This window comes from Microbacterium daqui, assembly GCF_050408675.1.
GTDB lineage: Bacteria > Actinomycetota > Actinomycetes > Actinomycetales > Microbacteriaceae > Microbacterium.
In genome coordinates this window covers 1-24,607 of sequence record NZ_JBNTKF010000009.1, presented here as the reverse complement: position 1 = coordinate 24,607, position 24,607 = coordinate 1, and the positions used below count along the sequence as shown (strand labels likewise).

Here is a 24,607-nt window from a genome sequence, read left to right as displayed (position 1 = left end):
GTCGCCCGACTCTTAGAGGAGGGCGACAGAGCTCGCGCGCCAGCGGTGATCGGTGCCCTCGAGCCGGATCGCGAGTGCGCGTGTGCGAGCCGGCATACCGACAACGATGGTCGCCTCGACGACACCGTCTGCGGGTGCCTGATGGTGCACGCTCAACACTTGGTATGTGGGGCGCACGGCAGGGCGCGCTTTTGCCGAGCGTGCCCTGGTCGCGAGCGATACGCGCTGCGCGACGCTGAGAAACGCTTCTTGCGACATCCAGCGTGCGAGCTGCTCGACTTCGCGTACCCCGGCAAGGCACTCGATGAGCCCAATGGTGAGGTTGCGTAGCAAGGGCTCCGGGTCAGGCAGGTCGGCTGTGGACGTTGGCTGCGGCGCAAAGTACTCGGTGACGTCGACTTCACTGAGGTGCTTTCCGCGACGGCGCGGCCCAGTGCTCGCTGCTTGTGCAGACATGAGTTCTCCTTTGCGTGGGGACGTACGAGAGAGCAAACCACAGCAGAACAGGGGAAAACGGAACATGAAAGAATCTGTGGAAAATTCTCATGTGCCGCTCGGCGGGGGAGATACGCTCGGCACGTGGACTGGGAATCATACTTTGCGGAGCTCGAGGGGCAGTTTGCTGACGACGCCGCCGCCGAGCAAGCCGCCGTTGCGCAAGAGAACGAGCGCCTCCGGCAAGCCCGCCTCGATCTGCTGACGCGATTGCGTTCGGCCGCGGCTGAACATGCCACCATCGCGATCGCTACCGCCGGTCCGCACCAGATCAGCGGAACCATTCAGGCGACGGGCGCCGATTGGTGCGGCATTGATACCGCGACCTCCGCCATGCGCTGCGTGCGCCTTGATGCCATGCGGTCGATCCGGCTGTCATCGCTGGCGTTGCGTCGGAGCCTTATGACGGTTCCGCCCGACGCTCTCCAGGGCCGCGCCACGTTTGGGTATGTTCTGCGTGGCTGGGCGCGTAAACGCACGCCGGTGCTCATCCAGTTCACCGATGGCACGGTAGCCAGCGGAACCATTGATCGTGCGGGCAACGATCATTGCGATTTCGCGCTTCATGACGCGCACACGTCGCGACGTGACGACCACGTCACACACGTGCTCATGGTTCCGTTCGCCGCCATCGTGGCAGCGGGCCCAATCGTCGCGCGCGTATGACGCCTCGATAGCGGGTGCTACCGCTGACGGCGCTCCTCGGTGCCGCCCCAGAGCTCGGGAAAACTGGCATTAACGGATTGGTGCCAGAGTGCGCTGCGACGTGACTCTTCGAGTTGATCGTTGAGGTAATCACTCACACTGGCTTCAGCCACTCGCCATTGGGCGGGAGAGCCCACGCGGACACCACGAAGGCGCCCCTCGTGAACGAGTTGCAGAACCTCGTCAACAGTGATGTCGAGAAGTTCAGCAATCTGGGCCAGAGAGACATAACGCTCGGGTGCGTTGGTGTCAGACATGCCACCATTATCAACCTCTGGAGCACATCTGGCGCAAGGTTCTGCCGTGCTGTGGATAACCTCGCACAATACCGCTCGCATCATGCCACCATGACCGCTATGTCTACGCGTACGCACCGAGCCGTCTGGGCAGACGCCCGGTTTCTGATTGGTCTCGTTCTGGTCGCGGCTTCTATTGCCGGAGTCTGGTGGGTTGTTTCGGCAGCGCGGGCGACAACGCCCGTGGCTGTTGCGGATACGACGCTCCTTCCCGGTGCGCCGATCGATGACGATGATGTGAGGTGGGTCGATGTCGCACTGGGGGAAGCAAGCGGCACCTACCTGACCATGCTTCCTGACAACGCCACGATGACCCGCCCGCTGGCAGCTGGCGAGCTCATTCCCGCGGGCGCGGTCATCGAGCGCGAACGCAGCGAGGTCACGACAGTCGTGATCACCTCTCCGATTGATGTGGCCAGCACGCTCACGATCGGCAGCTCGGTTGAACTGTGGATGTCTCCCGTGAAAGACCGCGAGTACGACAACGCCGAAGTACTGATTGAATCAGCAACCGTCGCCGCGATTCGAGAGAGCTCTGGGCTCGCCTCGGGTGGCACGGTGACACTTGAGCTGGTGGTCAACCGGAACCATGTGGCAGGGGTACTGGATGCGCAAGCGTCCAAGGCAGCGCTGTGGGTGGTTCCGCTCGGGGGAGTGCGATAGTGACTCGCGTTGTGCTCGCGCTGCCACAAGAACTGGCGTCGATTGTCGCGCTCGGCTTCGCGAACCGTGCGGAAGAGGTTTTCCAGACGGCGCCCGCGCAACTTGTCGCGGCTGACCTCACCGGGGTCGACCTGATCGTGGTACGCAGTGATCCCGGCGTGCTCAACGCCGCGCTGGTCGCCGCGTGCGACCGCGCGGGCGTTCGCATCGTGCCGTATGCGACGGATACGGCAGGCCACCGCCTGGCCGCGTCTTTTGGGCTCGACCCGCTGACGACGCTCGAAGCCGACACGATTGTGCACCACACGGTTGCGCAGCGCGCAGCCGTGACAAACGGCGGTGTGATCGTGGTGTGGGGTCCGCACGGCGCTCCGGGGCGGTCGACACTCGCTGCAAGTCTCGCTGCGGAGTGCGCTCGCGGCAATCACGTCACCGCCCTTGTCGATGCCGACAGTTACGCGCCCGCGCTCGCGATGATGCTGGGGCTCACCGATGACGGGCCCGGCTTTGCGTCTGCCTGTCGATCAGCCGAGCGGCGCGCACTTGATCCGGCGGAACTGAGCCGCGTTTCGCAATCGGTGTCGCTGAGCGATGGCACGTGTGCCGTGCTGACCGGTATCAATCGCCCCGGTCGCTGGCCGGAGCTCTCCGCCGAGCGCGTCACGAGTGCGCTGGAAATTGCGCGCGGGTGGGCCGAAACAATCGTCGTCGACGTGGCGGCGAGCCTCGAAGACGACAACGAAGTCATGAACGATCTGGATGGTCCGCGGCGCAACGCGGCCACGATTGCCGCGCTGCGGTCGGCTGACCACATCGTCGCCGTGGCAACAGCCGATGGCGTCGGTATCGCGCGGTTCATCCGCGCGTACGAAGAACTTCGCGCGATCGTGGGGGCGACCCCGATACACGTCGTGATCAATCGGGTGCGGTCGTCGGCGTTGGGCCTTGATGCGAAGGGCCAGATTCGGCGAACGCTCGCGCGATTTTCCGGTATCGAGGAGATTCTGTTTTTGCCGCACGAGGCCGACATCGCTGACGGTGCCGCATTGCATAGCCGATCGATAACCGACATTGCGCCGCGGTCAGCGTTCGCCGCCGGTATCCGCCGCCTCGCCGGCACTGTGCTGGCGAGGCCCGAGGCCCCAAAAAAATCGGCGCCGCGCCGGGTATGGCGACGCACAAAGATTAATCACGAAACCACTGGCGTGTCAGGCGTGCCCGCCCAACTAGGCTGAACGTGTGTCAACACTGAGCGACCTCGTTTTTGCCCAGGGCCTTGCCGATCAGGCCGATGTAGAATGGCTGCACCGCCTTGCCGGTGACGGCCAGCTTCTTGCCGACCTCGCCATCGCCGACATCGTGTTGTGGGTGCCGACCGCCGACGATTCATTCATCGCCGTCGCCCACACCCGCCCGGGTGGTGCTGCCACGCTGTTCTACCGCGACATCGTCGGCGAAACCGTGCGTCCGCAATGGGCAACGCAGGTGCGCGAGGCCTTCCAGTCGGGCGCGATCGTTGACTCCTCGGCTCCGGACTGGTTTGAAGAGATGCCCACTCGCGTGTTGGCGGCACCCATTGTGCGCCAGCGCCCCGCGGGCGACGATACGCCGCGGGTCATTGGCGTGCTGACGCGCCACACGAACCTGGGCGAAGCACGTACGCCGACGCGCCAGCAAATCACGTTCAACTCGTGCGCCGACGCGCTCTTCGAGATGATCGGCTCGGCAGACTTCCCCGACATGGATGCCCCGGCATCCCCTCGCCGCGGTGCTCCGCGTGCGTCCGACGGTCTGGTACGCCTTGACGTTGATGGCATTGCAACCTTTGCGAGCCCCAACGCCCTTTCCGCCTTCAACCGCATGGGTTTCGATGACGAGCTCGAGGGCGAGCCCCTCGTCGAGGTCGTCAGCCAGATTGTGCCCAGCTCGCGTGAGGTCGATGAGGCGCTTCCGGTCGTAGTCACCGGGCGCGCGCCGTGGCGTGCCGACATTGAGGCTCGCGGTGTGACGGTGTCACTTCGTGCGATTCCGCTCAAGAAAAAGGGCACGCGCACTGGCGCGATCATTCTCTGCCGAGATGTCACCGAGATGCGTCACCAAGAGCAAGAGCTCATCACCAAAGACGCCACGATTCGCGAGATTCACCACCGCGTGAAGAACAACCTGCAGACGGTGTCGTCGCTGCTGCGCATTCAGGCGCGCCGCACGCACTCCGAAGAAGCACGCGAAGCCCTCACCCAGGCGATGCGTCGCGTGGCGTCGATCGCGATCGTGCACGACACGCTCTCCGAGGGCCTCACGCAGAACGTTGACTTTGACGAGGTCTTTGCGCGCGTACTCAAGCTGGTCGCCGAAGTGGCAGCTGGTGCCGGAACCTCGGCGCGCACGAAGTCGGTGGGCCGGTTTGGGCGCCTCCCGAGCGCGTACGCGACGCCGCTCGCGCTAGCACTCACCGAAGTCGTCACAAACGCCGTGGAACACGGCCTCGCCGGGCGCGAAGGCGAGGTCGAAATCATCGCGGAGCGCACCGGCGACGAACTCATTGTGCGCGTCATTGACACCGGCTCTGGCCTGCCCGAAGGCACGGTTGGTCGAGGTCTGGGCACACAGATTGTGCGCACCCTCATTCAGGGTGAGCTGAGCGGAACCATCGACTGGCGCACGGGAGATGAGGGGGGCACCGAGGTGACGATCAAGATTCCGATGCGCTGGATCGCCAGCAACTAGCGTGACGAAGCCGACGATCCGCCCGACCACCGGGGCGGGGGAGTATCAGCGACTCGTCGATATTTGGCGGAGTGCCGTCGACGCGACGCACGACTTCGTATCGGCAGCAGATCTCCGCGCGATTGAGAGCAGGCTCGCGTCTGACTACTTTCCCGCGGTCACCCTGACCGTCGCCGAGATTGACGGCACAGCGGTGGGCTTCGCTGGAGTCGTGGGTTCAAGCCTGGAAATGCTGTTCGTCGATGCTGACCATCGCGGACTCGGTGTGGGTACGGCTCTGCTGGCTAAGGCCATTCGTGAGCAGGGCATCACGCGCGTTGACGTCAATGAGCAGAACACCGGTGCCACCGGTTTCTATACGCACCATGGCTTTGTCATCGTGAGTCGGAGTGAGACTGGTGATGATGGCAGGCCCTATCCGATTCTGCATTTGGGGCGCGANCCGGTTTCTATACGCACCATGGCTTTGTCATCGTGAGTCGGAGTGAGACTGGTGATGATGGCAGGCCCTATCCGATTCTGCATTTGGGGCGCGACGCGTAGCTTACGGTTTCGCCGCGTACAGGAGACAGCGAATGAGGGAGGGCACCCGATTGGGCGCCCTCCCTCATTCGCTGTTCAGCTTAGGAAGCGCGGCGTGCGCGTGCTGCGCGGCGCTTCAGCGCGCGGCGCTCGTCTTCGCTCAGGCCACCCCAGACACCAGAATCCTGGCCGGTCTCGAGTGCGTACTGCAGGCAGATTTCGGTCACGGTGCAGCGAGCGCACACCGACTTTGCCTTTTCGATCTGATCAACCGCGGGGCCAGTGTTGCCAACCGGGAAGAAGAGTTCGGGGTCGACAGTGAGACACGCTGATTTGTCGCGCCAATCCATTTTGGTAGTGCTCCTTGCAAAGGGGGAGTGTGAGCGAAGGCTCGGGATGTGCCGGGGTTATTCGGATACCCTGTGTGAAGAATGCGAGCTGAAATGCTCGCCCCACGCCGCTGTGGGAGCACACGGCTAAACCAGTTTCCCACGGGTCATCGGATGAATCAAGGGTTAATTCTTCTTCACACCTTGGAATCCGCTGGTTACTTATTCGGTTAACGCCATCGCTCCCCGACAGGAGACTTATGAAATCCCGCATCGCATCACGAATTGCTGCCACCATTGTGGCCCTGGAAGCGCTGGTGGTGTTGAGTCTTGCCGGAATTCAAGTCGTTGAAATTGCCAAGGGAAATACGGCATCGATCACGAGCGCTGTCGCGCTCATCGTGCTCACGATCATTATTGGTGCGGGCATGGTGGCCTTCGCGTGGGGTCTGCTCACGGAGCAGACCTGGGCGCGATCCGGCGGCATTGTCACTCAGCTCATGGCGCTTGCCATTGCCCTCGGCGCCGTCACCGGACAATACGCCCACCCGGCGATTGCGGCAGCGATTGCGGTGCCCGCCATCATCGCTCTTGTCGCCATTTCTAAAGCATCCAAGCAGACGGCAGTAGCCGAGCGCCAGGAACGCGCCGCTGCTGAGGCTGCTGAGGCCGCTGAAGGCGACCAGGCAGCCGACGCCTAGTCGCGCAGCAACAGAAACGACCCGCGCACCGGAGCAGACAGCTCGGTGCGCGGGTCTTTTGCGTTTGCTACGCCGCGAGGCCCAGGAGCTTCACGACGCGCGCAACATGGCCGGTGGCCTTCACGTTGTACAGCGCGTTCGTGATGATGCCGTCTTCGTCAATGACGAACGTTGAGCGAATGACGCCCTCGTAGGTGCGGCCGTAGTTGATCTTCTCGCCCCACGTTCCGTATTCGGTGAGTACCGTGTGCTCGGGGTCAGCAAGCAACGGAAAGTTCAGGGCATCGCGGTCGCGGACGCGTCCGAGGCGTTCGGCTTCGTCCGGGCTGATGCCGATGACTGCGTAGCCTGCGGCAGCCAACGCTGCGGAGTTGTCGCGGAATTCGCATGCCTGGGTGGTGCACGCCGGGGTCATCGCCTGCGGGTAGAAGTACAGCACGACCTTCTGACCGCGGTAATCCGCGAGGGAGACGGGCTGGCCGTCTTGGTCAGGCAGAGTGAACAGAGGGGCACGGGTACCGGGTTCGAGGCGCAGAGTCACACTCTTCACCCTACGGTGCTGGCGAGTGCTCAGGGCAATCGCGCGTCAGGGCTGCTGTTTTGCGCGTTCTTCGAACGACGCCAGCAGGCGGTGCAGCGAGTCAACGCGCGCCATTCCTGCCTCACTGAGTTCGCCGGCGGCGGCGGCTTCGTTGAGTGCGCAGTCGGCCGCATCGGCCAAGTGTGTGCACCCGCGGGGGCACTCATCCGCGAGCTCATCCAGATCGCGGAAGGCGCGCAAAATGTTCTCCGGGTTCACGTGGCCGAGGCCGAACGAGCGCACACCGGGGGTATCGATCGCCCACCCGTGGCCCTCGGGAGATTCGTAGCGTAGCGACACGGTGGAGGACGAGGTGTGGCGGCCGCGGCCGGTGACTTCGTTGACGTGGCCCGTTGCGCGCCCAGCACCGGGCACGAGTGCATTGACAAGTGTTGACTTGCCGACGCCGGAGTGGCCCACGAGCACCGTGGTTTTACCGATCAGGGCACGCCCAATCTCGTCGATGGGCACGTCACCGGTGGCCGAGCGGAAGACCTGTAGATTCTCGATGCCGGCGAAGTGCTTCAAGAACTCCGTTGGGTCGGCCAGGTCGGTCTTGGTGATCACCAGCAGCGGGGTAATACCAGCGTCCAGCGCTGCCACCAGATATCGGTCGACGAGGCGCTCTCGTGGTTCCGGGTCAGCGGCGGCCACGACCACCAGCATTTGGTCGGCGTTGGCGACGATAACGCGCTCGACGTTGTCGGTGTCATCGGCACTACGGCGTAATAGCGTGGAGCGCTCTTCGATGCCCACGATGCGGGCCAGTGTTCCTTCGTCGCCGGACGTATCGCCGACGACGCGGGCACGGTCACCGGTGACGATGGCCTTACCGCGGAGTTCGCGGGCCCGTGAGGCGATGACGGTGCGCTCATCGTCGGTGTCTTCGCCGACCATGACCGTGTAGCGGCCGCGGTCGACGCCCAGCACGCGCGCAATTTCAGCGTCGGCGTGCGCCGGGCGCCGTTTGGTGCGCGGGCGATTGGCCTTGGGGTTCGGCCGGACTCGAATGCGCGACTCGTCGAACTCGTCGTCTTCGTCGTCGAAATCGCTGAGCCAGCTCACGCTGCGTGGTCTCCGTTGCCAGCGAGCATGCCCTCCCACAGTTCGCGGAACTGCGGGAGTGTCTTTGCGGTGGTCGTGATGTCGTCAATCACGACACCGTCGACGGCGAGCCCGATGAGCGCGCCCGTGGTCGCCATGCGGTGGTCGTGGTGTGCGCGCCAGACCCCGCCGTGCAGGGGCTGCGGAATGATGCGGATGCCGTCTTCGAGCTCTTCAGCGCGGCCGCCGAGCGCCTCGATTTCGCTGATGAGTGCCGCGATGCGGTCGGTCTCGTGCTGGCGAATGTGGCCGATGCCGCGGAACGTCGACGGTGAATTCGCGAGAGTTGCCAGGCCCACGAGGTTGGGTGCCAACTCGCCTGCGGCCGACAGGTCGAGGTCGACGCCGTTGATTTGGCCGGTGCCGGTGACCGTCAGAATGCCACTGCGGCGGCTCACGCGCGCGCCAAACTGCGGGAGAATCTCCATCAGCATCGCGCCGGGTTGCGTCGAGTGCACCGGCCAGCGGGGCACCGAAACGGAACCACCGGTGACGACCGCAGCACACAGGAACGGCGCTGCGTTGGAAAGGTCGGGCTCGATCGTGATGTCTTTGCCTCGGATCGTGCCGGCGGGCACGACCCACTCACCCGGCTTCGGAGTTTCGACCCGTACGCCGCGGTGAGCCAGCGACTCAATCGTCATGTCGATATGGGGCACGCTCGGCAAACGCTCGCCGGTGTGCGTGAGGTGAAGCCCGACATCAAAGCGGGCAGCAACCAGCAGCAACCCGGAAACGAACTGGCTCGAGCGCGATGCATCGATGTGCACTTCGCCACCGCGGATGTGGCCGTGCCCCTTCACCGTGAACGGAAGCGACCAATTGCCGCCGTCATCGATGTCGACACCCAAATCGCGCAGCGCGCTGATCATCTCACCCATCGGGCGGTGCAGTGCCGTCTCGTCGGCGGTGACAAAAACGTCGCCAGCGGCGAGGCCCGCGAGCGGCGTCACAAAACGCATGACGGTGCCCGCTTGGCCGCAGTCAACCGTTGTTCCGGCGGCGAGAGGCTTGGCGGGAGTGATGACGAGATCGTCTCCGAAGCTGCCGGTGCCCTCAACAAACTCAACCGTGGTTCCGAGTGCCCGCAGCGCCTTAATCATGCGCTCCGAATCTTGCGAGTGCAGCGGCGCGATGATGCGGCTTGGGCCATCAGCCAGCGCGGCAAGAACGAGTTCGCGGTTCGTCAGGGACTTTGAGCCCGGAACCTCCACGTGGGCGCGTAGGCGCTCATAAGAGCGCGGCGCCTCATACGTGCGTCGCGCTGGTGGGGCGGGGCTCACTACGGTGTCTTGACTCATCGGCACTAGCCTAGCCCGCACCCCTGACAACGCCCCCTCTATGACGGCGAGAGTTTTCTCATGAAGAACGGAACCACGGCTCGGGGAATACTTTCGGCTGCGGTGCGTTGACCTCAGAGACACGTCATTGATCAACGGCCGGGAGGAGAGGCGTGAGCACACTCATGCTGATGCGCTCAGCGGTTGACCACGCGAGCGACCTAGACTGGCTCGCAATGGACGAGTCAGCTAACACCCCGAACTCGGCCGCCGATGTTCGAACCCAGTTCGAAGAGCAGGCGTTGCCCTTTATGGATCAGTTGTATGGCGCGGCGATGCGGATGACCCGCAACCCGCAAGATGCCGCTGACCTCGTGCAAGAGACATTTGTGAAGGCGTTTGCCTCCTGGGCCTCCTTCACGCAGGGCACGAATCTCAAAGCCTGGCTGTATCGCATTGTGACGAACACGTATATCAACACGTATCGCAAGAAGCAGCGTGAGCCGTATCAGGGCACGATCGACGACCTCGAAGATTGGCAGCTGGGCGGCGCTGAGTCGACGACGGCGATGAGTTCACGCTCCGCTGAGGCCGAAGCGATCGACCACATGCCCGCGTCGATTGTGAAAGACGCTTTGCAATCTCTTCCAGAAGACTTCCGGTTGGCCGTGTACCTGGCTGATGTTGAAGGCTTCGCCTATCAAGAGATTGCCGAAATCATGAAGACACCCATCGGCACGGTGATGAGCCGCCTGCATCGCGGGCGAAAACTGCTCAGAGACCAGCTTGCCGACTACGCCGCGGAGCGAGGCATCAGCGCGGCAAAACAAGGAGCACAGAATGACTGACTGCGGATGCGAAAAGGCGCGGCGCGATCTCGAAGAGTACTTGCGCAATGAAGTGTGCAATACCGAGGCTTCAGACATTCGCGATCACCTCGACAACTGCGAGAGCTGCCGTGACGAAGCCCTCGTCAACCGCACCCTCACCGAGGTCGTCGCTCGTGCGTGCAAGGAAGCAGCTCCGGAGGAGCTGAAGGCCATGGTGCTTGCGCGTCTGCGGGAGCAACAAACGCACGCCTAACAGCGCGCGACGGTATGTGGCGTTGTTGCCCGTAGTGTCGTCAGAAGGTGACACGATGGAGCAATGACGAATGTACCCACTCTCACTCTGAACTCCGGACTCGAGATTCCTCAGCTCGGCTACGGCGTCTTTAAGGTTCCGGCCGAAGACGCCGAGCGCGCTGTCAGCGAAGCACTCGAGATTGGCTACCGCCACATTGACACCGCTGCCATCTACGGCAACGAAGAGGGCGTTGGTGCCGCCATCGCCAAGAGCGGTATCGCGCGCAACGAGCTGTTCATCACCACGAAGCTGTGGAACGACCGTCACGACGGCGATGAGCCCGACAAGGCGATCGATGAGAGCCTCACGAAGCTGGGCCTTGACTTTGTTGACCTGTACCTCGTGCACTGGCCGACGCCGGCCCACGACAACTACGTGCACGCCTGGGAGAAGGTTGTTGCGATTCGCGATCGTGGCCTGACCCGCTCGGCCGGTGTCTCCAACCACATCGTGGAATACCTGGAGCGCCTCGAGAAGGAGGTCGGCGTGCTGCCGGCCGTCAACCAGATCGAGCTGCACCCGCTGCACCAGCAGCGCGACACCGTGGCATGGTGCGCTGAGCGCAACATCAAGATCGAGGCCTGGGGTCCGCTCGGCCAGGGCAAGTACGACCTCACTGAGATCGCTGGCGTTTCAGACGCTGCCGCACGCACCGGTAAGTCGGCGGCACAGGTTGTGCTGCGCTGGCACCTGCAGAAGGGCAACATTGTGTTCCCGAAGTCGGTGCGCACCGAGCGTCTGCAGGAGAACATCAACGTGTTCGACTTTGAACTGACGCCTGACGAGATCGCGACGATCGATTCGGCAGACAAGGGCGATGACGGCCGCGTTTCGGCCGACCCGCGCGAAGTGAACTAATTTCTCGGTCCCGGGGTCTGGTGTGGCTTGCCGCACAGACCCCGGGATTTTTCGTTCCCCGGGGGAGGAAGATAGGAGCCATGAATCGCCTCGGTGACACGGCAAGCCCCTACTTGCGCTCCCACGCTGACCAGCCGGTCGCGTGGTTCCCGTGGGGAGACGAAGCATTCGCCGTCGCCCGTGAACGCGACGTGCCCGTGCTGATCTCGATCGGCTACTCCACGTGTCACTGGTGTCACGTGATGGCGCGAGAGTCTTTCGCCGACTCTGCCATCGCCGAGATTGTGAACGCCCACTTCGTTGCGATCAAGGTTGACCGCGAAGAGCACCCAGACGTCGACGCCGCGTTCATGGCGCAAGCCTCGGCCTTTACGAGCAATCTCGGGTGGCCACTCAACGTATTCGCGCTCCCCAATGGTTCCGCCTTCTTCGCTGGCACCTATTGGCCGCCGGAGCCTCGCGGGGGTATGCCCGCTTTTCCTGATGTCTTGTTGGCCGTTGCGCGGGCGTGGCAAGACAAGCGTGCCGGGCTGGAAGAGACCGGAACCGCGGTGCGCTCCGCGCTCGAAAAGCTGGGTAAGCAGGCGGCCGCTGTCGAGGTTGCGCCCGCCGACATCGCGGCGGCGGCGCGCGCCCTGATCGCCGCTGAAGACGCCGAGTATGGGGGCTTCGGAACCACGGGGCCGAAGTTTCCGATTGCCACCGCGCTGCAGTTTCTGCTGGCCCCGGGTGTCGACGAAGTGTCGCCGGGTGCCCGCGACGTCGGCACGTTCACGCTGCGAGCGATGCGGGGCTCGGAGCTGTTCGATTCTGTCGATGGCGGATTCTTTCGCTACGCCACGCAGCGGGACTGGATGACGCCGCACTACGAACGCATGCTGGTCGACAATGCGCAGCTCATTGACGTTGCACTCGCGGCAGACGATGTTGCGACGGCTGAGCGCATCGCCGCATTCCTCCGTGATGTGCTCGTGCAGCCGTCGGGGGGATTCGGTGCGGCACAAGACGCCGAATCGATCATCGACGGCCAACCCAGCGAGGGCGGGTACTACGCGCTGACCGCTGGGCAACGCCGCGCGTACGACGCTCCACGCGTTGATGAAAAGGTCATCACGGGCTGGAACGGCCTCGCCATGGGGGCGCTTGCCCGACTCACCCAACGCACCGGCAACCCGCAGTGGCTCGAGCTGGCCGAAGACGCCGCGGCCGCGGTGATGGCCCAAAACCGTACCGAAACCGGGTGGATTCGGGCTTCGCTCGGCGACATCGCCTCACGCGCGGCAGCCACCACGGCTGACCTGGCACAGCTCGCTGGAGGACTCCTTGCACTCGCCGCCGCGACTGGCACGGTCGCCTATGCGACGGCCGCGCGCGACATTATCGATGGGCTCCGCGACGGAACCACGCCACGCGCCGCGCAGACAGATGCGGTGCTGACGGGGTTGGGCGTACCGCCAACACCTGACAGCGGCGATGGCGATGAGCCGTCCGCGCACGCGGCGCTCGCGTTGGCTGCGATTCAGCTTGCGACTCTGGGAGCGGGGGAGGAGTATCGTGAACTGGCTCGCACCATCGTGCGACAACGGTGGCCGCGCGCTTCTGCGTCACCGCTCGCTGCCGGGTCAACGCTTTATGCGGCCGCTCTGCTCAGCCGCCCTGCGACGCAACTTGTCGTCATCGCGCCCAGCCCCGAGGTTCCGCTCGCCGTGGCGGCCCGCAGGATGACCGCAGACGTCACCGCGATCGTCACGGCCGAGCAGGCACAGGCGTTTGCCGACGCGGGGTTTGGTCTCTTTGCAGGCAAGCAGCAGCAAGCCCTGTACCGGTGCGAGAACTTCGCGTGCGCGCTCCCGGTGACAGACGTGTCAGAACTGGGTTAGATCCAGCTCGGGAACCACATGTGGATCTTCCAGAAGTCGCGTGAAATCTCCATGCCGGTCCACAACGGGAAGAAGAAGATCGACAGCAGTGTCGCGACCGCGATGAACACGATGATCGCGATGCGCCAGCGCTTTGTCGGCGGCGACGGATCCTTCGTCGTGCCTGCGAGTTGTTTCATCGCCATCACCAACGCGATCGCCAGGAACGGCACCATCACGACGGTGTAGAACTGGAAAATTGTGCGGTTGGGGAGCGCCAGCCACGGCAAGTAGGCGACGGCAATGGCGGTCAGGACGATCGGGATTGACCACGTCGGCTTGTATGCGAAGCGGTAGAGCAGGTAGAACACGGCGATGACACCGGCCCACCACAGCAGCGGGTTCGGAATCGGCGTGATTGCCTGTACGACGCCCTCGGCTTCGGACTCCCAGTACATCGCTGTCGGGCGAATCAGGAACGGCCATTGCCACGCCGGGCTCATGTAGGTGTGGCTCGAGCTTAGGCCGTTGTGGAACTCCAACATTTGCCGGTGGTAGTCCAGCAGTGCCGCAAAGGCGCCGCCTTCCCGGTCGCGGTTGAAGCCGCCCGACGTGACAAACCAACCTGTCCACGACGCAAGGTAGGTGAGGATCGCCGTGGGAACGAGATAGACGAACGAAATCGCGCCCTGGTAGAGCGAACCCCACCACCAGCGGGTGGCGCCCGTTTGGTAGCGGGCGAACGCGTCGGTGACGACGAGGTAGATGCCGAAACCGGCTAGTGCGTAGGCACCCGACCACTTGACGGCTGAGGCAGCACCAAACGCGACGCCCGCCGCAATGATCCACGGGCGGTTCCACAAGATGGAGCCGATCGCCGTGCGTGCGGGGTACTCGAGTTGTTTGAGATATCGCCGATCGAGGGCGATGAAGTAGACGCCGAGCACGATAAACATCGTCAGGATGCCATCGAGCAGCGCGATGCGGCTCATGACGATCGCCACGCCGTCGATCGCGACGAAGAAGCCGGCCAATCCGCCCCACAGGACGGAGCGGGTGAGGCGCTTCGCGAGGAAGTACGTCAGCAACACCGTGATGACGCCCGCGAGGGCAACGGCGCCACGCCAACCCCAGCCGTTGTCAGCACCGAACAGGCCGAGACCGGCCGCGATGATCCACTTACCGAGCGGCGGGTGCACGACGTACGCGGCGTCGGTGGAGAAGTCTGGTTTACCCGCGACGAATCCGGCGTTGGCATCATCGCCCCACTTGCCTTCGTACCCGAGCTGCGACAGCGTGAACGCGTCTTTGACGTAGTACGTCTCGTCGAATACGAGGGTGTGCGGGTGGTCGAGTCCGATGAAGCGGGTGGCGGCGGCTAAGGCGACGAGACCGAGCGGAACCAGGTAGTTGAGGGGCGTGCGTGGCAGCGGTTCGTCGGGGAACTCGTCGTGCGCGGACCGCGGCTCGCGACGGCTTCGTCGTGTTTGCGGCGCTTCGTCAGCCGGGTTGAACAATGCCACCATCTCATCAGCGGTGTCGACATCTGTGTCGATGGCGCGCTTGTCTGCGGTGGCGTTGGCGCCTGTCTCCGGGGTCGTCACCGCCCCAGCATATGCTGAGAGCGTGATCATTCTCGCTGCGACTCCCATCGGAAATCTCGCTGACGCCTCGCGCCGGCTGGTCGAAGCGCTGGAGAACGCCGAGGTGATTGCGGCCGAAGACACCCGCACGGCGCAAAAGCTGATGGCTGCGCTCGGCGTCACTAACCGACCCCAGCTGATCGCGCTGCACGACCACAACGAGAAGCACAAGGCGGCTGACGTCGTCGAGCGCGCACGCGAAAGTGACGTGCTGGTGATTTCCGAAGCGGGCATGCCGACGGTCTCTGACCCGGGCTACGCGCTCGTGGTGGCCGCGGCTGAGGCAGACGTCACTGTGACCGCTATTCCGGGGCCAAGCGCTGTCATCACCGCACTCGCCGTTTCCGGGCTGCCGACCGACCGCTTTAGCTTCGAAGGCTTTTTGCCGCGCAAATCGTCGGAACGCGTCGCGACCTTCACGGCCGTTGCCCGCGAACAACGCACAATGGTCTATTTCGACTCACCCAATCGCCTCGCCGACAGCCTCAAGGATGCCTCGAAAGCACTGGGCGGAACCAGGCGTGCCGTTGTGGCGCGAGAGCTCACGAAACTGCATGAAGAGGTGCGTCGCGGCACGCTCGACGAGCTTGCCGCGTGGGCGGCCGAAGGCGTGCGCGGTGAAATCTGCCTCGTCATCGCCGGAGCCGACGCCGTCGTGGTTCCGTTCGACGACGCGCTCGCGGCAGTGCAACAGCTCGTCGCCGGCGGCGAACGTCTCAAGCAAGCGTGCGCGCAGGTTGCGGAGCAAACCGGCGCATCGTCGCGGGAGTTGTACCAGGCGGTGCTCGCCGCGCGGTCGGGTATTTCGTAACCCAGAGCGCGTCTATTTCGTAACCGGGAAAACGTCGCCGCCGAATTGCCTAGAATCAAGGGGTGAGCGATTCCTCGTCTTTTTACATCACCACGCCGATCTACTACCCGTCGGATGTTCCGCACATCGGGCACGGATACACCACGGTCGCCGTCGACACTCTCGCGCGCTGGCACCGTCAGTCGGGTGATGACACCTGGATGCTCACCGGCACCGACGAGCACGGGCAGAAGATGCTTCGTGCTGCGGCAGCCAACAACGTCACGCCACAGGAGTGGGTAGACCGTCTCGTCACTGAGGCGTGGTTCCCGCAGCTGGAGACGCTCGACGTTGCGAACGACGACTTCATCCGCACGACCCAGCCGCGTCACGAAGACCGCGTGCAGAAGTTCGTGCAGGCCATCTACGACCGCGGCTACATTTACGCGGGCGAGTACGAGGCGCTGTACTGCGTTGGCTGTGAAGAGTTCAAGCCCGACAGCGAAATTGTCGACGGCACCGGCCCGTTCGAGGGTCTCAAGGTGTGCGCGATTCACTCGAAGCCGCTCGAGCTGCTGCAGGAGAAGAACTACTTCTTCAAGTTGAGCGAGTTCCAAGACAAGCTTCTTGAGCTCTACAAGAACGAGCCCGACTTCATTCGCCCCGACTCCGCCCGCAACGAGGTTGTCTCGTTCGTGCGCTCGGGTCTGAAAGACCTCTCGATTTCGCGTTCCGCGTTCGACTGGGGCATCAAGGTGCCGTGGGACGAGCAGCACGTTATTTACGTGTGGGTTGACGCGCTCCTCAATTACGCCACGGCCGTCGGCTTCGGCGAAGACGAAGAGCAGTTTGCTCGTCGCTGGCCCGCCTACCACGTCGTCGGTAAAGACATCCTGCGCTTCCACGCGGTGATTTGGCCGGCCATGCTGATGGCTGCGGGCCTCGAGGTGCCGCGCGGCGTCTTCGCACATGGGTGGCTCCTCGTCGGCGGCGAGAAGATGTCGAAGTCGAAGCTCACCGGTATCGCACCGACCGAGATCACCGACGTCTTCGGCTCTGACGCCTACCGCTTCTACTTCCTCTCCGCCATCGCATTCGGCCAAGATGGTTCGTTCTCGTGGGAAGACCTGTCCGCCCGCTACCAGGCGGAGCTTGCGAACGGTTTCGGTAACCTCGCATCGCGCACCGTCGCGATGATTCAGAAGTACTTCGACGGCGTCATTCCGGCGGCTTCGGACTACACCGACAGTGACCTCGCGATTCAGAAGATCGTTGCGGACGCTGCGACCAACGCTGATGAGGCGATCGAGCGCTTCCGTATTGACGAAGCCATTGGTTCCATCTGGACCATCGTTGAAGCTCTCAACGGCTACATCACTGAAAACGAACCGTGGGCGCTTGCAAAGGACGAGGCTAACCGCGCTCGCCTGGGTGCCGTGCTGTACACGGCCGCTGAGGGTCTGCGCGCGCTGGCCGTGCTGCTTTCGCCAGTGATGCCGAAGTCGACCGCAAAGCTGTGGATCGCACTCGGTGCCGCCGACTCGCTGGGCGTGCTGCAGGAGCAGCCGCTGCGCGAAGCCGGAACCTGGGGTCAGCTGGTTGCCGGAACCTCGGTGCAGGCACTCGAGCCGCTGTTCCCGCGCGTGGAGGCCACTGCGTGAGTGCAGCTGCCGCCGCTGGAAATGGCGGCACCGGTGACGGAATCTCTTCATACGTAACGCAGCGTCGCGCCGATGGGCGCGACCTGCGGTACCCGGAGATTCCGGAACCATTAGGTGTGGGTGTATACGACAACCATGCGCACCTGGAGATTCTCGACGGCGATGAGCCGCTGTCGCTCGATGAGCACATGGAGCGTGCGGCCGCGGCCGGCGTGATCGGGGTGATCAACGCGGGCGGCGATATTGATTCGTCGCGGTGGTGCGCTGACGCTGCCGAACGGCACCCGCGGGTGCTGGCAGCCGTGGCGATTCACCCGAATGATGCACCGCTGTACGAGCAGGCGGGCAAGCTTGATGAGGCGATTGCCGTTATCGATGAGCTCGCCGCCCGGCCGCGCGTGCGCGCGATTGGTGAGACGGGCCTCGACTTCTTCCGTACCGATGAAGACGGTATGCCCGCGCAGTTCCGCTCGTTTGAGGCGCACATTGCGCTCGCGAAGAAGCACGACATTGCGATGCAGATTCACGACCGTGACGCGCACCATGCCGTGCTTGACACCCTGACTCGGGTGGGAGCTCCGGAGCGCACCGTCTTTCACTGCTATTCCGGTGATGAGGCGATGGCTCTCGAGTGCGCAGACGCCGGGTACTACCTATCGTTCGCCGGCAACATCACGTTCAAGAATGCGCAGAACCTGCGCGATTCGCTCAAGGTGACACCGCTCGAGCGGGTTCTGGTCGAGACGGACGCCCCGTTCTTGACGCCGATGCCCTTCCGCGGCCGTCCGAATGCGTCGTACCTGATTCCGATCACGGTGCGATTTATGGCAGCCGAGCTGAACATGGACGCCGACGCGTTGGCTGCGCAGCTCGCCGAAAATACCTTGCGCGTCTACGGCTCGTTCGAGTAACCGAATTCGATAGGTCGGTGCGCGTACTCGCCGGGCGGGCGGGCGCTCGCGGCCGCGCTAGACGGCGAGCGGTGCTCCTGGTGCGACGTTGGGGTCATCGTCTTGTGGGTGATCGGTGACGGGGCGGGCGGCGATGATCGAGGAGATCGGCTTCCACACCAGCGCAAGTGTAATCGCGGCACCAGCGAACGCGAACCACCACGGTGCGGTCGGGCCCCATACCTGCGCGATCACACCGCCGAGGGCTTGCCCGATCACGAGGCCGCCGAACACGCCGACCATATTGACGGACGCGATGCGGCCCTGGAGTTCACGCGGAACCAGGCGCTGGCGCACGGTGGTGGAGATCGTTCCCCAGAGGAACGCATAGACGCCAAAGAAGAACATGATCACGAGGGCGACGACGCCGTTCGTGGTGAGCGCGAATGACAGGTGCATGAGCACTTCGCACGTGAGGCAAATGCGCATCAGGAGCGCGAACGAGAAGCGCTTTTCCAGCCAGCCGAAGCTGAGCGACGCGAGTAGGCCGCCAATCGCCGCAGCGGAAGTAAGGAAGCCGTATCCCACGGCGCCCATATTGAGGTGCTCGGTCGCGTACAGCACGAGCACGCCCCAGGGTGCAGCCCACGTCACGTTGAACGTCAGGATGATGATGACGAGTGTGCGTACCGGCTTGTTCTTGCCGAGCCAGCGCAAGCCTTCGGCGATGTCGGTATGAACGGCCTGGTGTTTATCCGGGTCGCGCGTCGGCTTGGTGTCGGTGATGCGTGAAATGAGGGTCAGGGCGAGCAACACGCACAGCACCTGCAACAGGAACGGCCAGAACGACCCGATCGCGAACAGGAAGGCGCCCAGCGGCGGGCCCGCGAACTGGTTGGCGACGAGGTATCCGGCTTGCAGGCGCGTATTACCGACGCCGAGGTCTTCACTCTTGACCATCATCGGCAACAGGGTTTGCGCCGAGGTATCAACGAAGACTTCTGCTGTGCCGTAGATGAACGCGGCAGCCAGCACGATCGCGATGTTGGCGGTGCCGGTGATGAGGAAGATCACGAGGCCGAGGATCACGACACCACGCAACGCGTTACCGGCGATCACGAGCATGCGGCGATTCAGACGGTCGGCGATCGCGCCCGCATGAAGGCCAAAGAGCAACCACGGGAGAAACTGCAGGATTGCTCCTGACGCCACCAGAATCGGCGACGACGTCATCGATGCGATCAGCAGGGGAGCGGCGGCGAGGGCGATGCCATCGCCGATGTTGCTCGTCCACGACGACGCCAAAAGCCAGCGAAAGTCCCGCCCGAGCCGTGCGGGCGCAATCATTTCACCGAGGGAAGCCACCGGTCGATCTTATGAGAACGTGCGGACGGTTTGTATGGATTCTGAACTTCTCGTCTGCGTGTGACGCCCGAGAAAAGCACCTGAAAGTGAAGGGGCGCGGTATGCGCGAGAATGGAACCATGACCGTCACTCTTCTCGGTGCTTCCGAAATCCGTCGCCTCGCCGCCGAGCTTGACGTCACCCCCACGAAAAAGTGGGGCCAGAACTTCGTGGTTGACGCCAATACGGTGCGACGCATCGTGCAGGTTGCACGAGTCGAAGCCGGCGAACGCGTCGTTGAGGTCGGCCCGGGCCTGGGCTCGCTGACCCTTGCGATTCTCGAAACCGGCGCGACAGTGACGGCCGTCGAGATTGACCCGCGTCTCGCTGCGCGCTTACCGCAGACCGCTGCCGAGCACCGGGTGCCGGAAGGCGCCCTCCAGATCATCCAGAACGATGCGCTCAAGGTCACCGCGTTGCCGGGCGAGCCCACCGTGCTCGTCGCAAACCTGCCGTACAACGTGTCGGTTCCGGTGTTGCTGCACTTCATGGAGACGTTCCCGACACTCGACCGTGGTGTTGTGATGGTGCAGGCCGAGGTCGGCGAGCGGCTCGCGGCCCCTCCCGGGTCAAAGACCTACGGTTCGCCCAGCGTCAAGGCCGCCTGGTATGGCGACTGGAAGCTCGCGGGCAACGTGTCTCGTCAGGTGTTCTGGCCGGTACCCAACGTTGACTCGGTGCTGGTCGGCTTCCAGCGCTCGGGCGACACGCTCGGCACCGAAGAGGAACGCAAGGCAACGTTCACGATCGTTGATGCCGCATTCCAGCAGCGCCGCAAGATGCTCCGTCAGGCGCTTTCGTCACTGCTCGGTGGTTCCGCTGCGGCTTCCAGCGAGGTGCTCGAACGCGCCGGCGTTGACCCGACGCTTCGTGGTGAACAGCTCACGGTGCACGACTATCTGCGCATCGCGCGCACGATCGCGTAACGCGAACGAAGCGACACGACGCGGCCGCGTTTCACTTGAGTGACGCCCACGCTACGGTGGGAACATGACGCATCCTCGCCTCAATCTGAGCACGCCCGACACGCACCGCCCATACGTCGCAGCCGAGGGGCGCTTCAACAACACCGACTACCGCCGTGTCGGCAACAGTGGCCTCTACTTGCCGCCGATTTCGCTCGGACTGTGGTGGAACTTCGGCGACAACGTTCCGTTCGACAACCAGCGCGCGCTGCTGCGCCACGCGTTCGACAACGGTATTTTGCACTTCGACCTGGCCAACAACTACGGCCCGCCCTATGGTTCCGCAGAAACCAATTTCGGTCGCATGATGCGCGAAGACTTCGCCCCGTACCGCGACGAGCTCATCATTTCGTCGAAGGCCGGTTGGGACATGTGGCAGGGCCCGCACGGCGACTTTGGCTCGCGCAAGTACATTCTGTCGAGCGCTGAGGCATCGCTGACACGCATGGGCCTCGACTACGTCGACATCTTCTACTCGCACCGCGTTGACCCGGACACCCCGGTCGAAGAGACCATTGGTGCTCTCGACACACTCGTGCGTCAGGGCAAGGCGCTGTACGTCGGTATTTCGTCGTACTCCGCTGAGCGCACGGCCGAGGCGAAGGCCGTTGCCCGCTCGCTCGGCACGCCCCTCGTCATCCACCAGCCGTCGTACTCGATTTTGAACCGCTGGGTCGAGGGCGGTCTCACGGAGACGCTTGAGGCCGAGGGCATGGGCGCCATCGCCTTCACGCCGCTCGCGCAGGGCTACCTCACCGACAAGTACCTTGGTACCGGTCTGGCAGACCGCAACGTGAAGCGCGGATCCCTGCCCGACGACATCTCCGAAGAGGGCCGCGACGCGCTGCGCGCGCTCAACGCCATCGCGCAGGAGCGCGGCCAGAGCCTCGCCCAGATGGCGCTGCAGTGGGTTCTGCGCAACCCCGTGGTGTCGTCCGCGCTGATCGGTGCGTCGCGTCCGTCGCAGCTCGACGAAAACATCAAGGCTCTCGACAGTGCGCCGTTTGACGCCGTCGAGCTCGCCGCGATTGACGCACTGAGCGACTCGATCGACGTCAACAAGTGGGCGGTGTCTTCAGACCTGTGACCAGCGAGCCGACTCCCGTAGCCGTGCGCGTTCGCGCGCCCGGCAAGGTCAACCTCGTGCTTGCCGTCGGTGAGCTACAGGAAGATGGCTACCACGAGCTCGCAACCGCCTTTCAAGCGCTTTCGCTCACCGAAGAGATCACCGCGACGCGGGCTGATGGCATCTCACTGTCGGTGAGCGGAACCGTTGATTACGCGGGCGTGCCGCTGGACGAATCGAATTTGGCTTACAAGGCGGCGCTCCTGCTGCAGGAGCGCACCGGTGTGACCGAAGGCGTGCACCTCAGCATTCACAAGGGCGTTCCGGTTGCTGGTGGCATGGGTGGTGGTTCCGCTGACGCGGCAGCCGCGCTCGTCGCGTGCGACGCACTGTGGGGCACGAACCTGTCGCCCGCCGAACTGCACGCGCTCGCGGCAGAACTCGGCGCGGATGTGCCATTCAGTCTGCACGGCGGCACGGCGATGGGAACCGGGCGTGGTGACGAACTGAGCCCCATGCTTTCGCAGGGGCGGTTCGACTGGGTGCTCGTCACGAATGATGAGGGGCTGTCGACGCCGCGCGTCTATGGCGAACTCGATGCGATTCGTGAGCGCCTGCGCGCCGATCTTCCCGTGGTTCCGGTGCAGCCACACCTAGATGCCGATCTGTTTCACGCGTTGCGTGCTGGCGACCCGGTGCGATTGGCCGATGCGCTACACAACGACCTGCAACAGGCTGCGCTAATGCTGCGGCCCGAGCTGGCGGCCGTGATTGAACTGGGCCTGCACGAGGGCGCGCTAGCTGGAATCGTGTCGGGTTCGGGCCCGACGATCGCGCTGTTGTGCGCGAACCCGGAGTCGGCGCTCGACGTTCAGGTTGCGATGATCGCGGCGGGTTACGACAGCTTCCACGCGCACGGCCCGGTGCCGGGCGCACGCATCATTTCGGCGGTGTAGCTGCGAGGGGTTCGCTCAGGTCTCGGCGATAAGCTGAGAGGGATGGCGCACTTGCTTGGGGCTGAAGCCCTCCACCTAGAATTCCCGACCAAAGTCGTGTTCGACTCCGTCACCCTCGGCATCAACGAAGGCGACCGTATCGGCATCGTTGGTCGTAACGGCGACGGTAAGTCGAGCCTGCTGGCGATGCTCGCCGGCGTTCTCGAGCCTGACAGCGGCCGCGTGACCGTTCGCGGTGGCGTACGTATTGGCGTGCTCACCCAGCAGGATGAGCTCGACGACGACGACACCGTGAGCAACGCAGTCGTCGGCGAACGCCCCGAATACGAGTGGGCCGGTGACGCCCGCATTCGCGATGTCATCGCGGGCCTGCTGCGCGGAATTGAGTGGAACGCGCGTATCGGCGATCTGTCGGGTGGTCAGCGTCGTCGTGTCGCGCTGGCGCACTTGCTTAGTGGCGACCACGATGTGATGTTCCTCGATGAGCCCACGAACCACCTCGACGTCGAAGCGATCGCGTGGCTCGCCGAGCACCTCAAGCGTCGCTGGCCGGCGAACTCTGGTGGCCTGCTGATCGTGACGCACGACCGCTGGTTCCTTGATGAGGTTGCCAACTACACGTGGGAAGTCCACGACCGCATTGTCGAGCCCTTCGAGGGCGGCTACGCGGCGTACATTTTGCAGCGCGTCGAGCGTGACCGCCAGGCCGCGACCGTCGAGGCGAAGCGTCAGAACCTCGCCCGCAAGGAGCTCGCGTGGCTGCGCCGCGGCGCACCCGCGCGCACGTCGAAGCCGAAGTTCCGCATCGATGCGGCCAACGAGCTCATCGCCGATGTGCCGGAGATTCGTAACAAGACCGAACTCGCGTCGCTGTCGGTGTCGCGACTCGGCAAAGACGTCGTTGACCTGATCGACGCCGGCGTCAGCTTTGGCGACAAGACCGTGCTGCGCGACATCGAGTGGCGTCTCGCGCCGGGGGAACGCACCGGCATTCTCGGTGTCAACGGTGCCGGAAAGTCGACCCTGCTGGGTCTGATTTCCGGAACCACGAAGCCGACCGCAGGTTCCGTTAAGCGGGGCAAGACGGTACAGGTGCGCACGCTCACGCAGCGCATGGATGAGCTTGACCCGCACCTGAACGACCCGGTGCGCGTCATCATCAGGGGGTTGCGGACGACCTACACGTTCGGCACCGGGTCGAAGGCGACCGAGTTGTCGCCCGGCCAGTTGCTGGAGCGCATGGGCTTCTCGAGCGCCCAGCTGTCGACGCCGGTAAAGGATCTTTCGGGTGGTCAGAAGCGTCGCTTGCAGCTGCTGCTGATTCTGCTTGACCAGCCGAACGTGCTGATCCTCGACGAACCGACAAACGACCTCGACACCGACATGCTCGCCGCGCTCGAAGACCTGCTCGACTCGTGGCCCGGCACCCTCATCGTGGTGTCGCACGACCGCTACTTCCTCGAGCGCGTCACCGACCAGCAATATGCGATCCTCGGGCAGCGCCTGCGCCACTTGCCCAACGGTGTTGACGAATATCTGAAGCTACGTGCTGCCGAAGACCGTGCTGGATCCGCCGTCCCTGGTTCCGGAACCAGTAGTTCCGCATCCGCATCCGTCACGACTCCCGCGACGCCCGCGCTGTCGGGCAAGGAAGCGCGCGAGGCGGAGAAAGAGATGGCGTCGCTCGAGCGTCGCTTCCAGAAGTTGCGCACACAGGCACAGACGGCCCGTGCGGGTTTGGCTGACATGGACCAGGGTGACTACGTCGCGCTCGGCAACAAGATGACGGAAATCTCAAACATCGAAGCTGAGGCTGACGAGTTGGAGATGGCCTGGCTGGAGCTTGCCGAAAAGCTCGGTTAAGTGTGATGTCCAGGCAGGTTGTTGAGTCTGCTGATGGGTGCGGCTCCGACTGCGGAGTGGTGCCTGTGATGATTGTAGGTGTGTAGCCAGGCGGGTAGCGCGGCTCGGCGTTCGGATTCTGATCC

General features: G+C 63.8%; 25 protein-coding genes and 1 pseudogene. 17 read left to right on the top strand and 9 right to left on the bottom strand.

Going from position 1 to position 24,607, the window contains the following annotated elements:
* Positions 1–12: 12 nt before the first annotated feature.
* The gene (locus ACQUSY_RS07500; RefSeq protein WP_428903865.1) at positions 13–456 is read right to left on the bottom strand and encodes an Rv3235 family protein; all 444 of its coding nucleotides are present in this window, start codon (positions 454–456) and stop codon (positions 13–15) included.
* Positions 457–579: 123 nt separating this feature from the next.
* Between ACQUSY_RS07500 and ACQUSY_RS07495 the strand changes: the two genes are divergently transcribed.
* Entirely contained in the window at positions 580–1,161 is a 582-nt protein-coding gene (locus ACQUSY_RS07495) for a hypothetical protein (protein WP_428903864.1), read from the top strand.
* A gap of 17 nt (positions 1,162–1,178) precedes the next feature.
* On the opposite strand, the gene ACQUSY_RS07490 is transcribed toward ACQUSY_RS07495, so the two are convergent.
* Complete coding sequence (locus ACQUSY_RS07490; RefSeq protein ID WP_428903863.1) at positions 1,179–1,457, bottom strand: helix-turn-helix domain-containing protein; 279 nt, start codon at positions 1,455–1,457, stop codon at positions 1,179–1,181.
* A 90-nt stretch (positions 1,458–1,547) separates the two neighbouring features.
* Here ACQUSY_RS07490 and ACQUSY_RS07485 point away from each other — a divergent pair, with 90 nt between their 5' ends.
* From ACQUSY_RS07485 to ACQUSY_RS07470, 4 genes are read left to right on the top strand one after another with little or no spacing between them, the layout of a single operon-like run.
* Entirely contained in the window at positions 1,548–2,159 is a 612-nt protein-coding gene (locus ACQUSY_RS07485; protein ID WP_428903862.1) for an SAF domain-containing protein, read from the top strand.
* Positions 2,159–3,394, top strand: a complete 1,236-nt coding sequence (locus ACQUSY_RS07480; RefSeq protein ID WP_428903861.1) for a CpaE/TadZ family protein — start codon at positions 2,159–2,161, stop codon at positions 3,392–3,394. The genes ACQUSY_RS07485 and ACQUSY_RS07480 overlap by 1 nt, the downstream gene beginning before the upstream one ends.
* Positions 3,395–3,398: 4 nt before the next feature.
* A complete protein-coding gene (locus ACQUSY_RS07475; RefSeq protein WP_428903860.1) occupies positions 3,399–4,886 on the top strand; it encodes a sensor histidine kinase in 1,488 nt (495 codons plus the stop codon).
* 1 nt (position 4,887) lies between these two features.
* Positions 4,888–5,364, top strand: a complete 477-nt coding sequence (locus ACQUSY_RS07470; protein ID WP_428903859.1) for a GNAT family N-acetyltransferase — start codon at positions 4,888–4,890, stop codon at positions 5,362–5,364.
* Positions 5,365–5,509: 145 nt separating this feature from the next.
* Here the strand turns inward: ACQUSY_RS07470 and ACQUSY_RS07465 are convergent, their stop codons facing one another.
* Positions 5,510–5,758, bottom strand: coding sequence for a WhiB family transcriptional regulator (locus tag ACQUSY_RS07465; RefSeq protein ID WP_121060093.1), 249 nt, complete (start codon positions 5,756–5,758; stop codon positions 5,510–5,512).
* Positions 5,759–5,997: 239 nt separating this feature from the next.
* On the opposite strand from ACQUSY_RS07465, the gene ACQUSY_RS07460 reads away from it, so the two are divergent.
* Positions 5,998–6,438, top strand: a complete 441-nt coding sequence (locus ACQUSY_RS07460; protein WP_428903858.1) for a histidine kinase — start codon at positions 5,998–6,000, stop codon at positions 6,436–6,438.
* Positions 6,439–6,505: 67 nt separating this feature from the next.
* Here ACQUSY_RS07460 and bcp read toward each other — a convergent pair whose 3' ends face one another.
* Genes bcp through aroA form a run of 3 tightly spaced genes read right to left on the bottom strand, consistent with a single transcriptional unit; the run spans position 6,506 to position 9,423 of the window.
* Positions 6,506–6,979 (bottom strand): thioredoxin-dependent thiol peroxidase, encoded by a 474-nt coding sequence (bcp, locus tag ACQUSY_RS07455; protein ID WP_428903857.1) that lies wholly within the window; start codon positions 6,977–6,979, stop codon positions 6,506–6,508.
* A 45-nt stretch (positions 6,980–7,024) separates the two neighbouring features.
* Positions 7,025–8,083: a ribosome small subunit-dependent GTPase A gene (gene rsgA, locus ACQUSY_RS07450; RefSeq protein WP_428903856.1), complete on the bottom strand. Its 1,059-nt coding sequence runs from the start codon at positions 8,081–8,083 to the stop codon at positions 7,025–7,027.
* Entirely contained in the window at positions 8,080–9,423 is a 1,344-nt protein-coding gene (aroA, locus tag ACQUSY_RS07445; protein WP_428903855.1) for a 3-phosphoshikimate 1-carboxyvinyltransferase, read from the bottom strand. Before aroA ends, rsgA begins: the two co-directional genes overlap by 4 nt.
* Before the next feature lie 215 nt (positions 9,424–9,638).
* Here aroA and ACQUSY_RS07440 point away from each other — a divergent pair, with 215 nt between their 5' ends.
* The 4 genes from ACQUSY_RS07440 (at position 9,639) to ACQUSY_RS07425 (ending at position 13,265) form a co-directional block, all read left to right on the top strand.
* Positions 9,639–10,250 (top strand): sigma-70 family RNA polymerase sigma factor, encoded by a 612-nt coding sequence (locus tag ACQUSY_RS07440; RefSeq protein ID WP_428903925.1) that lies wholly within the window; start codon positions 9,639–9,641, stop codon positions 10,248–10,250.
* Complete coding sequence (locus tag ACQUSY_RS07435; protein ID WP_428903854.1) at positions 10,243–10,485, top strand: zf-HC2 domain-containing protein; 243 nt, start codon at positions 10,243–10,245, stop codon at positions 10,483–10,485. The genes ACQUSY_RS07440 and ACQUSY_RS07435 overlap by 8 nt, the downstream gene beginning before the upstream one ends.
* Positions 10,486–10,548: 63 nt before the next feature.
* Positions 10,549–11,385 (top strand): aldo/keto reductase, encoded by an 837-nt coding sequence (locus tag ACQUSY_RS07430; protein ID WP_428903853.1) that lies wholly within the window; start codon positions 10,549–10,551, stop codon positions 11,383–11,385.
* Between the two features lie 80 nt (positions 11,386–11,465).
* Positions 11,466–13,265 (top strand): thioredoxin domain-containing protein, encoded by a 1,800-nt coding sequence (locus ACQUSY_RS07425; protein ID WP_428903852.1) that lies wholly within the window; start codon positions 11,466–11,468, stop codon positions 13,263–13,265.
* Here ACQUSY_RS07425 and ACQUSY_RS07420 read toward each other — a convergent pair.
* A complete protein-coding gene (locus ACQUSY_RS07420) occupies positions 13,262–14,848 on the bottom strand; it encodes a dolichyl-phosphate-mannose--protein mannosyltransferase (protein WP_428903851.1) in 1,587 nt (528 codons plus the stop codon). The two genes, ACQUSY_RS07425 and ACQUSY_RS07420, sit on opposite strands and share 4 nt — an antisense overlap.
* A 22-nt stretch (positions 14,849–14,870) precedes the next feature.
* Between ACQUSY_RS07420 and rsmI the strand changes: the two genes are divergently transcribed.
* The 3 genes from rsmI to ACQUSY_RS07405 all read left to right on the top strand — a co-directional run bounded on the left by rsmI (position 14,871) and on the right by ACQUSY_RS07405 (position 18,249).
* On the top strand, positions 14,871–15,698 hold the full coding sequence (gene rsmI / locus ACQUSY_RS07415) for a 16S rRNA (cytidine(1402)-2'-O)-methyltransferase (RefSeq protein ID WP_428903850.1): 828 nt from the start codon (positions 14,871–14,873) through the stop codon (positions 15,696–15,698).
* 62 nt (positions 15,699–15,760) lie between these two features.
* On the top strand, positions 15,761–17,338 hold the full coding sequence (metG, locus tag ACQUSY_RS07410) for a methionine--tRNA ligase (RefSeq protein ID WP_428903849.1): 1,578 nt from the start codon (positions 15,761–15,763) through the stop codon (positions 17,336–17,338).
* Complete coding sequence (locus tag ACQUSY_RS07405) at positions 17,335–18,249, top strand: TatD family hydrolase (protein WP_428903848.1); 915 nt, start codon at positions 17,335–17,337, stop codon at positions 18,247–18,249. The genes metG and ACQUSY_RS07405 overlap by 4 nt, the downstream gene beginning before the upstream one ends.
* Positions 18,250–18,306: 57 nt before the next feature.
* Here ACQUSY_RS07405 and ACQUSY_RS07400 read toward each other — a convergent pair whose 3' ends face one another.
* Positions 18,307–19,593, bottom strand: a complete 1,287-nt coding sequence (locus ACQUSY_RS07400; RefSeq protein WP_428903847.1) for an MFS transporter — start codon at positions 19,591–19,593, stop codon at positions 18,307–18,309.
* Positions 19,594–19,712: 119 nt separating this feature from the next.
* On the opposite strand from ACQUSY_RS07400, the gene rsmA reads away from it, so the two are divergent.
* From rsmA to ACQUSY_RS07380, 4 genes are all read left to right on the top strand, one after another.
* Positions 19,713–20,558, top strand: a complete 846-nt coding sequence (rsmA, locus tag ACQUSY_RS07395) for a 16S rRNA (adenine(1518)-N(6)/adenine(1519)-N(6))-dimethyltransferase RsmA (RefSeq protein ID WP_428903846.1) — start codon at positions 19,713–19,715, stop codon at positions 20,556–20,558.
* Positions 20,559–20,622: 64 nt separating this feature from the next.
* Positions 20,623–21,684 carry an aldo/keto reductase gene (locus ACQUSY_RS07390; protein ID WP_428903845.1) on the top strand — a complete coding sequence of 354 codons (1,062 nt, stop codon included), beginning with the start codon at positions 20,623–20,625 and terminating at the stop codon, positions 21,682–21,684.
* Positions 21,681–22,619: a 4-(cytidine 5'-diphospho)-2-C-methyl-D-erythritol kinase gene (locus ACQUSY_RS07385; RefSeq protein ID WP_428903844.1), complete on the top strand. Its 939-nt coding sequence runs from the start codon at positions 21,681–21,683 to the stop codon at positions 22,617–22,619. The genes ACQUSY_RS07390 and ACQUSY_RS07385 overlap by 4 nt, the downstream gene beginning before the upstream one ends.
* A 42-nt stretch (positions 22,620–22,661) precedes the next feature.
* Entirely contained in the window at positions 22,662–24,482 is a 1,821-nt protein-coding gene (locus tag ACQUSY_RS07380) for an ABC-F family ATP-binding cassette domain-containing protein (RefSeq protein ID WP_428903843.1), read from the top strand.
* Here the strand turns inward: ACQUSY_RS07380 and ACQUSY_RS07375 are convergent.
* Positions 24,479–24,607 (bottom strand): annotated as a pseudogene (locus ACQUSY_RS07375) (IS481 family transposase); the annotation flags it as partial. The gene ACQUSY_RS07380 and the pseudogene ACQUSY_RS07375 sit on opposite strands and share 4 nt — an antisense overlap.

What these genes read in the sequence shown, in the direction of transcription:
- ACQUSY_RS07490 (WP_428903863.1), bottom strand. Translation starts at nt 1,457, where the DNA reads ATGTCTGACACCAACGCACCCGAGCGTTATGTCTCTCTGGCCCAGATT.
- aroA (WP_428903855.1), bottom strand. Translation starts at nt 9,423, where the DNA reads ATGAGTCAAGACACCGTAGTGAGCCCCGCCCCACCAGCGCGACGCACG.
- ACQUSY_RS07430 (WP_428903853.1), top strand. Translation starts at nt 10,549, where the DNA reads ATGACGAATGTACCCACTCTCACTCTGAACTCCGGACTCGAGATTCCT.
- ACQUSY_RS07485 (WP_428903862.1), top strand. Translation starts at nt 1,548, where the DNA reads ATGACCGCTATGTCTACGCGTACGCACCGAGCCGTCTGGGCAGACGCC.
- ACQUSY_RS07380 (WP_428903843.1), top strand. Translation starts at nt 22,662, where the DNA reads ATGGCGCACTTGCTTGGGGCTGAAGCCCTCCACCTAGAATTCCCGACC.
- rsmA (WP_428903846.1), top strand. Translation starts at nt 19,713, where the DNA reads ATGACCGTCACTCTTCTCGGTGCTTCCGAAATCCGTCGCCTCGCCGCC.
- ACQUSY_RS07465 (WP_121060093.1), bottom strand. Translation starts at nt 5,758, where the DNA reads ATGGATTGGCGCGACAAATCAGCGTGTCTCACTGTCGACCCCGAACTC.
- ACQUSY_RS07500 (WP_428903865.1), bottom strand. Translation starts at nt 456, where the DNA reads ATGTCTGCACAAGCAGCGAGCACTGGGCCGCGCCGTCGCGGAAAGCAC.
- ACQUSY_RS07425 (WP_428903852.1), top strand. Translation starts at nt 11,466, where the DNA reads ATGAATCGCCTCGGTGACACGGCAAGCCCCTACTTGCGCTCCCACGCT.
- ACQUSY_RS07390 (WP_428903845.1), top strand. Translation starts at nt 20,623, where the DNA reads ATGACGCATCCTCGCCTCAATCTGAGCACGCCCGACACGCACCGCCCA.
- ACQUSY_RS07435 (WP_428903854.1), top strand. Translation starts at nt 10,243, where the DNA reads ATGACTGACTGCGGATGCGAAAAGGCGCGGCGCGATCTCGAAGAGTAC.
- ACQUSY_RS07440 (WP_428903925.1), top strand. Translation starts at nt 9,639, where the DNA reads ATGGACGAGTCAGCTAACACCCCGAACTCGGCCGCCGATGTTCGAACC.
- ACQUSY_RS07460 (WP_428903858.1), top strand. Translation starts at nt 5,998, where the DNA reads ATGAAATCCCGCATCGCATCACGAATTGCTGCCACCATTGTGGCCCTG.